We start from the raw sequence: 8895 nt of genomic DNA, 5'->3' as shown, positions 1-8895 counted from the left end.
CGTCCCCGCGATCCTCGCCGAGCTGCTCCGCGCGGACGAGTCGTCCTGGGCCACCGGACCGGCCCCGGACGGCGCGGACGGGGAGGACGGGGACGACCGGTGCGTCCTCCTCGTCCCGGTGGGCGGGGGGCGCGCCGTCCGGCTGCGCCGCTTCGGGCTGCCGTTCACCGCGACGGAGGCGGCGCGCGCCGACGCGCTCGTCCGCGCCGCGCTGCCGGCCGAGCGGCCCCGTCCCGCGTCGCGCCGGGTCCCGCTCCGCGACGGCACGCACGTCGTGGTCCGGCCGATCGAGCGCCGCGACGCCGATGCCGTCCGGGCCCTGCACGAGCGGTGCTCGCTGGAGAGCCGCCGGATGCGGTACTTCAGCCCCAAGCCGTATCCGCCGCCGCGGGCCGTCGAGCGGTTCTGCGAGCCGGCGCACGGGCTCACGCTCGTCGCCGAGGGCCCGGACGGGTCGCTGCTGGCGCTGGCGCACCTCATCCACCTCGTGGACCCGGGGGTGGCGGAGGTGGCGTTCCTGGTCGAGGACGCCTGGCAGGGGCGCGGCCTCGGGCGCGCGCTGGCGGGCCTGCTGCTCACCCACGGCCGCGACCGGGGCCTGGTCGAGCTGCGCGCGAGCGCGCTGAGCGAGAACGCGCGGATGCGCCGGCTGCTGGTCTCGCTCGGCGGCCGCACCCGGCGAACCGACGAGGACGGCATCGTCGAGATCCGGCTCCGGCTGGACGGCCGCGCCGCCGCCTCCGACTCCCCCGCGCACTCCCGGACCGCCTGACGCGAGGTCCCGGACCGCGCCCCGGGCCCCCGCCCGGCTGGCAGGATGGGCGGGTGACCGGCATCTACGACGATCCTTGGGCGTACGAGCTGGCGTGCTCGTTCCGCGACGTGCCGGCCGAGGTGGACGTCCTCCTCGGCTGGTGCGCCCGGCACCGCCCCAGCGCGGCGGGTCCCGTCCGGACGGCGCTGGAGCTCGCCGCCGGACCCGCCGAGCACGCGCGCGAGCTGGCCGCCCGCGGCCTGGCGGCGACCGCGCTCGACCTCAACCCGGCGATGTGCGCCTACGCGGCTCGCGCCGCGAAGGAGGCCGGGGTCCTGCTGGAGGTCGTCCAGGACGACATGACCCGGTTCGACCTCGGCCGCCGGTTCGACCTCGTGATCACCATGCTCGACTCCACGTCCCACCTGATGACCCTGGACGCGTTCGTCGCGCACCTGGACCGGGTGGCCGCGCACCTCGCCCCCGGCGGCCTCTACGTCGTGGAGATGTCGCACCCCCGCGACCGCCTCGGCGACGACCCGAGCGTCAGCACCGGCTGGACGGTCGAGCGGGACGGCGTCCAGGCCACCGTGCGCTGGGGCGAGCCGGCGGACCGCCTCGACCCGGTCACGCAGATCGCCGACGACCACGTCACGATGACCATCACCGAAGACGGCGGCGACGGCCGGGACGGCGCGACGCGGGTGATCCGCGACGTCGTCCCCTACCGCTTCTGGACGGCGACCGAGCTGGACGCGGCGATCCGGCTCGCGGGCGGGCTCCGCACGGTCGCCCGGTACGGCGACTTCGGGGTGGGCGAGGACGCCGTGGACCTCGCCCACCCCGACGCCTGGCGCATGATCACGCTGCTGCGCCCGGCCTGACCCGGCGGGGTCAGGGGGTGGGCGCCCAGCCGGGCATCGGGTACGCGGCGAGCATCTCGCGGACCTCCCCCGCCACCCGCTCGACGACCGCCTCGTCCTGCCCGGCGACGGCCTGGACGACCTCGTCGATCCAGGCGGCCACCTGCGGCATCCGCTCCTCGGTCAGCCCGCGCGTGGTGATCGCCGCGGTGCCGAGCCGCAGCCCGGACGGGTCGAACGGCTTGCGCGGGTCGAACGGCACGGCGTTGTAGTTCAGCTCGATGCCGGCGCGGTCGAGGGCCTGCGCGGCGGGCTTGCCCGGCACGCCCTTGTTCGTCAGGTCGATGAGGATCAGGTGGTTGTCGGTGCCGCCGGAGATCAGGTCGTAGCCGCGCTCGGCGAGCGCGGCGGCGAGCGCCTTGGCGTTCGCGACGATCCGCCGGGCGTACGCGGCGAACTCCGGCCGCGCCGCCTCCTTCAGCGCGACGGCGATCGCGGCGGTCGTGTGGTCGTGCGGGCCGCCCTGGAGGCCGGGGAACACCGCCTTGTCGACGGCCTTTGCGTGCTCGGCCGTCGAGAGGATCATCGCGCCGCGCGGGCCGCGCAGCGTCTTGTGCGTGGTCGTGGTGACCACGTCGGCGAAGCCGATCGGGGACGGGTGCGCGCCGCCCGCGATGAGCCCCGCGATGTGGGCGACGTCGGCGGCGAGGACCGCGCCGGCCTCCCGGGCGATCTCCGCGAACGCCGGGAAGTCGATCGTCCGCGGGATCGCGGTGCCGCCGCACCAGATCAGCTTCGGCCGCTCCTTGAGCGCGAGGTCGCGCACCTCGTCCATGTCCACCCGCCCGGTGTCGGCGCGCACCTCGTAGCGGACCGGGGTGAACCACCTGCCGGTGGCCGACACCGACCAGCCGTGGGTGAGGTGGCCGCCCATCGGCAGCGACAGGCCCATCACGGGGTCGCCCGGCTCCAGGAACGCCAGGTAGACGGCGAGGTTGGCGGGCGACCCCGAGTAGGGCTGGACGTTCGCGTGCTCGGCGCCGAACAGGTCCCTGGCCCGCTCGATGGCCAGGGTCTCGATCGGGTCGACGTTCTGCTGGCCCTCGTAGTAGCGGCGGCCCGCGTAGCCCTCGGAGTACTTGTTGGTGAGGACGGACCCGGTCGCCTCCAGCACAGCGGGCGACACGTAGTTCTCCGAGGCGATGAGCCGCAGCTTCTCGAACTGGCGGCGGGCCTCGGCCTCGACCAGCCCGGCGATCTCCGGGTCCTGGTCCCGCAGGTGGGGAACGGCGGGTTCGTGCATGGCGGCCTCCGCGCTGCTCGCGCCGGGGGCTCGTGCGGGCGCCCCGGCAGGGGAACCCGTACACCCAGGCGCGCGGTGTGCGGACTACATTCGCTCCCCGGTGGTCGTCTCCACCTTGACTGCGCCAGTCGCGTTGCCGCAATCATAGCCGCCCGCCCCGGCGCCCGGCCGCGATCGCGCGGACCGGCTCCGGCCCGGTCGGCTCGGTCGGCCCGATCGGCTCGATTGGCTTGGTCGGCCTGATGGGCTCGGTCGCCCCGATCGGCTCGATTGGCTTGGTCGGCCTGATGGGCTCGGTCGCCCCGATCGGCTCGACGGGCTCGGGCGGCCGGGGAGGGAGACGACGAGGAGACCTCCGAGCAGGAGCACCGAGCCCGCCGCGACCGGCGCCGACATCCGCTCGTCCAGCACGAGGACGGCGAGGACCGCGGCGACCAGGGGCTCGGCGAGGCTGAGCGTCCCGGCGGCCGCGGCCGTCACCCGCTCCAGCCCGGTGACGAACGCCATGTACGCGGCGGCGGTCGCGGCGATCCCCAGCCAGGCCACCAGCGCGGCCGAGCGGGGTGCCGCGAGGGCGGGCAGCCCGGCGAGCGTCCACGGCAGCAGCACCGCGCCGCCGGCGAGCAGCGTCACCGACACCGCGGCGGCCATGCCGCGGCCCCCGGCGACCACGTCGCGGGCGGTGAGGACCTTGGCCGAGACCGTGTAGACGCCGAAGCACGTCCCGCCGGCCAGGCTCAGCGCCACCCCGGCCGGATCGACGTGGACGTCCGGCCCGGGGGCCATGAGCAGGACGACGCCGCCGACCGCGGCGGCCGTCCCGATCCACCAGCGGCGGGCCAGCGCCGTCCCGAGCACGATCCGCTCGCACAGGCCGGTCGAGACGGGCGCGAGGCCGAACACCACGGCGGTCGCGACGGCCGCGCCCGTCCGGTCCACGGCGCTGAAGAACGTCGCCTGGAAGACGCAGGTGGCGGCTGACGCGGCGGCGAGCGGCCGCCATGCCCGCCGGGAGAGGGCGCGGAAGGCCCGGGGTTCCGTGGCGAGCACCAGGGCGGCGAGGACGAGCCCGCCCGAGAGGATCCGGGCGCCGCCGATCGCCACCGGGCTCGCGGACGAGGCGGCCAGCACCTGCGCCGGGCCCACCGTCCCCCAGAGGACGCCCGCGGCGAGGACAAGCAGCGGCCCGGCACCATTGTTCCGTCGGTTCATGCTCCCGACGCTAGGAGAAAGTGCGGACTCCGAGGCGATCAGCCGTCGTTCGTTCGGTTACAGGACTCCGGGCCGTCATCTGTTCGCTCGCGCCGGACACGGGCCTGCCTCACCTATAGGACGTTCGGCCGTCGCGGCGCTCCGCCGCCGGAAGTTCGGCCTGCTCCACGGGCTGGACGTAGTCGTAGACCACGGTGGTCCGCACGTCCACGTACTCCTTGCGGCGGGCCAGCCGGTCGAGGACGAAGTCGCGCAGGTAGGCGGTGCTCGGCACGGCCACGTGGACGAGCAGGTCCTCGTTGCCGGTCACGACGAACACCCCGACCGTCTCGGGCATCGCGGCCATGCTGTCGCGGGACGACTCGATGGCCTCCCGCGACTGCGGGCGGATCCGGATCGAGATGAGGGCCTGCACGCCGCGGTCCAGCCGCTCCAGGTCGACCGCGGCGTGGAAGCCGGTGATGACGCCGCGGGCCCGCAGCGCCCGCGTCCGCTCCAGCGCGGTGGACGGGGCGATCCCCACGGCGTCGGCCAGGTCCCGGTTGGTCTGGCGGCCGTCGCGCTGCAAGCGCCGCAGGATGGCCTGGTCCACCGCGTCCATGGGGTTCCTCCGAAGCCTCGGGGCGGACGCCGAACACCCACGCGCGAACCGCGCTCCGGCGTCCCGTACACCGAAGGATATTCGCCTTGGTCCGTCCCGGAACGAAGCGGGGCATGGCGCGAGGGATCGGTCCAACGGAAGAACGCATGGCCCCGCGCGGGACCATGCGTTCCAACGGCGGCGGGCCGGGCTCAGGCGCGGCCCGCGGCCTCCAGCGCCTTCTTGACGGCGGCGCGCTTCTGGCGGAGCTTGGCCAGCGCCTCTTCGAGGATGGCCTCGCCGTCCTCGTCGCTGCGGCGCTCCTTCACGTACGCCAGGTGCGTCTTGTACGGCTCGGTCTTCGGCGGGGCCGGAGGGTTCTCCGAGTCCTGACCGGCGGGGAACCCGCAGCGCGGGCAGTCCCACGTCTCGGGGACCGCGACGTCGGTCGCGAAGCTGGGGCGGGTCTCGTGCCGGTTGGCGCAGTAGAAGGTCACCCAGACGCGGGGCGCCGCGTCACCGCGCTCCGCCTCTCCCATCGGACCGGCCCCGACGCGGCTGCCCCGAATCGCGTTGCCACTACCCACGGACTACTCCTCGCTTAGTGTGCCGTCGCCGCCCGTGACCTCCGAGGGCGGCGCGGCGCTCGTACATATGAGACAGGCGACTCAGACGCCCTTGTGCTTGAACAGCAGCCCGAGCGCGATGATCGAGGCGAACCAGATCACGCCGGTTCCGATGGTCAGCCGGTCGAGGTTGCGCTCCACCACCGACGACCCGCCCAGGGACGACGAGATGCCGCCGCCGAACATGTCGGACAGGCCTCCGCCCTTGCCCTTGTGCATCAGGACGAGGACCACCATCAGCAGGCTCGTGACGATGAGCACGATGGACGATGCGATGATCACAGTTCAGCGCCTTCTCTGGCCGACCCCGCGGGGAGCGGGGCATGTCTGTATTCAAGGACGGAGGGTCGAGCCGGGCGGTTTACCCGTCAGCTACGAAGGGTACGACGAACTTCCCCCTGGTTCGGCAGGAACCCCCATGTCGTGCGGAATTGATCAGTTTTGATCAGGCGGGCAGATCCCGGTACCGGCAGATCTTGACGAACTCGCCCGGGTCCAGGCTGGCACCACCCACCAAGGCGCCGTCCACGTCGTCCTGCGCCATGATCCCCGCGATGTTGCCGCCCTTGACCGAGCCGCCATACAGGATACGCACGTCATCGGCCACTCCGCCGTCGTAGAGCTCGGCGAGCCGCGTCCTGATCGCCCCGCAGACCTCCTGCGCGTCCTTGGGCGTGGCGACCTCGCCGGTGCCGATCGCCCAGACCGGCTCGTAGGCGATCACGGTGCGCCGGACCTGCTCGGCGGTGAGCTTCGCGAGACCGCCGTCCACCTGGACCAGGACGTGCGGGACGTGCCCGCCGGCCTGGCGGACCTCCAGGCCCTCCCCCACGCACAGGATGGGCGTGATGTCGGCGCCGAGCGCCGCCTTGGCCTTGGCGTTGACGAGCGCGTCGTCCTCGCCGTGGTACTGCCGCCGCTCGGAGTGCCCGACGATCGCGTACGAGCAGCCGAGCTTGGCCAGCATCGAGGCGGCGATCTCCCCGGTGTAGGCGCCGGAGGCGTGCGGGGAGACGTCCTGCGCGCCGTGCTGGATCCGGTACCGGTCGGCCTCGATCACCGTCTGGACGGACCGGATCGCGGTGAACGGCGGGATCACGGCCACGTCCACCGCGTCGTAGTCGGCGTCCTTCAGCGCGAACGCCATCTTCTGGACGAGCAGGATCGCGTCCAGGTGGTTCTTGTTCATCTTCCAGTTGCCGGCCATCAGCGGCTTGCGGGAAGGTGCGGGGGCCATCGGTCAGTCCTCCAGGGCCAGCAGGCCGGGCAGTGACTTGCCCTCGAGGTATTCGAGGCTGGCGCCGCCGCCGGTCGAGATGTGGGAGAAGGCGCCCTCGTCGAAGCCGAGCCGCCGGACGGCCGCGGCGGAGTCGCCGCCGCCGACGACGGTGAAGGCGCCGGAGTCGATGAGGCCCTGCGCGACGGCGCGGGTGCCGTGCGCGTAGGGCTCCATCTCGAACACGCCCATGGGGCCGTTCCAGAAGACCGTCCGGGCGCCGGCGAGACGCGCGGCGAACAGCTTGCCGGACTCGGGGCCGATGTCCAGCCCGAGCCGGTCCGCGGGGATCGCGTCGGCCGCCACGACGCCGTGCTCGGCGTCGGCGGCGAACGCCGTCGCGGCGACGATGTCGACGGGCAGCACGAACTCGACGCCGGACTCCTCGGCGCGGCGCAGGTACGCGCGGACGGTGTCGAGCTGGTCCTCCTCCAGCAGGCTCTTGCCGACCTCGTGGCCCTGGGCCTTGAGGAAGGTGAAGACCATGCCGCCGCCGATGAGGATGCGGTCGGCCTTGCCGAGCAGGTTGTCGATCACGCCGAGCTTGTCGGAGACCTTCGAGCCGCCGAGGACGACGGCGTAGGGCCGCTCGACGTCCTCGGTGAGCCTGCGCAGCACCCCGACCTCGGCGGCGATGAGGCCGCCGGCCGCGTGCGGGAGCCGCCGCGGCACGTCGTAGACGCTGGCGTGCTTGCGGTGCACGGCGCCGAACCCGTCCCCGACGTACAGGTCGGCGAGGGCGGCGAGCCGGTCGGCGAACGCGCCGCGCTCGGCGTCGTCCTTGCTGGTCTCGCCGGCCTCGAAGCGCAGGTTCTCCAGCAGCGCGACGCCGCCGTCCGCGAGCCCGTCCACGGCGGCGCGGGCCGAGTCGCCGACGACGTCGCCCGCGAAGGCGACCTCGGTGCCGAGCAGCTCGCCGAGCCGCGCCGCGACGGGCGCCAGCGAGAACTCGGGCTTGACCTCGCCCTTCGGGCGGCCGAGGTGGGCGCAGACGACGACCCTGGCCCCCTTGCCGCGCAGGGCCTCGATCGTCGGCAGGCTGGCCCGGATCCGCCCGTCGTCGGTGATCCGGCCGTCCTCCAGCGGGACGTTCAGGTCCGACCTCACGAGCACCCGCCGGCCGGCGACGTCGAGGTCGTCAATGGTGCGCATCGGTTGCGATGTCCTTCCGGATACGGCCCCGCCGTGGCCGCGCGGGAGCGCGCGACCACGGCGGTGTCACGGAGTCGAGGGGCTCAGAGCTGCGAGCCGACGAGCTTGACCAGGTCGACGAGGCGGTTGGAGTAGCCCCACTCGTTGTCGTACCAGCCGACGACCTTCACCTGGTCCCCGATGACCTTCGTGAGGCCCGAGTCGAAGATGCAGGAGGACGGGTCGGTGACGATGTCGCTGGAGACGATCGGGTCCTCGGTGTAGGTGAGGTAGCCCTTCAGCGCGCCCTCGGCGGCGGCCTTGAACGCGGCGTTGACCTCGTCCACGGTGACCTCGCGGGACAGCGTCGCGGTCAGGTCGGTGGCCGAGCCGGTCGGCACCGGGACGCGCAGCGCGTAGCCGTCGAGCTTGCCGTTCAGCTCCGGCAGCACCAGGCCGATGGCCTTGGCGGCGCCGGTGGACGTCGGCACCACGTTGAGGGCGGCGGCGCGGGCGCGGCGCAGGTCCTTGTGGGGGGCGTCCTGGAGGTTCTGGTCCTGGGTGTAGGCGTGGATCGTCGTCATCAGGCCCTTCTCGATGACGAAGTTGTCGTGCAGGACCTTGGCCAGCGGCGCCAGGCAGTTGGTGGTGCAGGAGGCGTTGGAGATCACCGTGTGCTGCGCCGGGTCGTACTTGTCCTCGTTGGCGCCGAGGACGACGGTGATGTCCTCGTTCTTGGCGGGCGCCGAGATGATCACCTTCTTGGCGCCGTTGTCGGCGTGCACCTTGGCCTTGGTGGCGTCGGTGAAGAAGCCGGTGGACTCGACGACCACGTCGACGCCCAGGTCGCCCCACTTGAGGTTGGCCGGGTCGCGCTCGGCGAACGCCTTGATCCCCTTGCCGCCCACGACGATCTCGTCGGCCGTCGCGCGCACCTCCTCGGGGAAGCGCCCGAGGATGCTGTCGTACTTCAGCAGCTGGGCGAGGGTGGCGTTGTCGGTCAGGTCGTTGACCGCCACGATCTCGATGTCGGCCCCGCTCGCCTTCACGGCGCGGTAGAAGTTGCGGCCGATCCGGCCGAACCCGTTGATGCCTACTCGGATGGTCACGGAACGGCTCTCCTCGTACGTCGTCTCGCCCGGTTCGACCG

General features: G+C 73.3%; 9 protein-coding genes, 1 pseudogene and 1 riboswitch. Of the genes and pseudogenes, 2 read left to right on the top strand and 8 right to left on the bottom strand.

The features are described 5' to 3' along the window. Together E1300_RS27370 and E1300_RS27365 are read left to right on the top strand one after the other, a co-directional pair. Nucleotides 1–772, top strand: a 772-nt coding sequence (locus tag E1300_RS27370) for a GNAT family N-acetyltransferase (RefSeq protein ID WP_131759952.1), incomplete at its 5' end; no start/stop codon positions are given. Nucleotides 773–825: 53 nt separating this feature from the next. Continuing rightward, a complete protein-coding gene (locus E1300_RS27365) occupies nucleotides 826–1638 on the top strand; it encodes a class I SAM-dependent methyltransferase (protein WP_131759951.1) in 813 nt (270 codons plus the stop codon). 10 nt (nucleotides 1639–1648) lie between these two features. Here the strand turns inward: E1300_RS27365 and glyA are convergent, their stop codons facing one another. The 8 genes and pseudogenes from glyA to gap all read right to left on the bottom strand — a co-directional run bounded on the left by glyA (nucleotide 1649) and on the right by gap (nucleotide 8854). Then, nucleotides 1649–2920, bottom strand: coding sequence for a serine hydroxymethyltransferase (glyA, locus tag E1300_RS27360; RefSeq protein WP_131759950.1), 1272 nt, complete (start codon nucleotides 2918–2920; stop codon nucleotides 1649–1651). Between the two features lie 55 nt (nucleotides 2921–2975). After that, nucleotides 2976–3062: riboswitch (ZMP/ZTP riboswitch) on the bottom strand. 254 nt (nucleotides 3063–3316) lie between these two features. Continuing rightward, a pseudogene (locus E1300_RS54045) lies at nucleotides 3317–4132 on the bottom strand (DMT family transporter); the annotation flags it as partial. Between the two features lie 109 nt (nucleotides 4133–4241). Beyond that, a complete protein-coding gene (locus tag E1300_RS27350; RefSeq protein WP_131759948.1) occupies nucleotides 4242–4733 on the bottom strand; it encodes an Lrp/AsnC family transcriptional regulator in 492 nt (163 codons plus the stop codon). 191 nt (nucleotides 4734–4924) lie between these two features. Beyond that, nucleotides 4925–5299, bottom strand: coding sequence for an RNA polymerase-binding protein RbpA (locus E1300_RS27345; protein ID WP_131759947.1), 375 nt, complete (start codon nucleotides 5297–5299; stop codon nucleotides 4925–4927). Nucleotides 5300–5380: 81 nt separating this feature from the next. After that, nucleotides 5381–5620, bottom strand: coding sequence for a preprotein translocase subunit SecG (secG, locus tag E1300_RS27340; protein ID WP_131759946.1), 240 nt, complete (start codon nucleotides 5618–5620; stop codon nucleotides 5381–5383). Nucleotides 5621–5783: 163 nt separating this feature from the next. Continuing rightward, nucleotides 5784–6575, bottom strand: coding sequence for a triose-phosphate isomerase (tpiA, locus tag E1300_RS27335; RefSeq protein WP_131759945.1), 792 nt, complete (start codon nucleotides 6573–6575; stop codon nucleotides 5784–5786). 3 nt (nucleotides 6576–6578) lie between these two features. Continuing rightward, nucleotides 6579–7766 carry a phosphoglycerate kinase gene (locus E1300_RS27330; RefSeq protein WP_131759944.1) on the bottom strand — a complete coding sequence of 396 codons (1188 nt, stop codon included), beginning with the start codon at nucleotides 7764–7766 and terminating at the stop codon, nucleotides 6579–6581. A gap of 83 nt (nucleotides 7767–7849) precedes the next feature. After that, on the bottom strand, nucleotides 7850–8854 hold the full coding sequence (gene gap / locus E1300_RS27325) for a type I glyceraldehyde-3-phosphate dehydrogenase (RefSeq protein ID WP_131759943.1): 1005 nt from the start codon (nucleotides 8852–8854) through the stop codon (nucleotides 7850–7852). Nucleotides 8855–8895 lie beyond the last annotated feature (41 nt).

The organism is Actinomadura fibrosa (genome assembly GCF_900659615.1).
Lineage (GTDB): Bacteria > Actinomycetota > Actinomycetes > Streptosporangiales > Streptosporangiaceae > Spirillospora > Spirillospora fibrosa.
The sequence above is the reverse complement of the archived record's forward strand: the minus strand, read 5'-3'. Positions and strand labels throughout refer to the sequence as shown.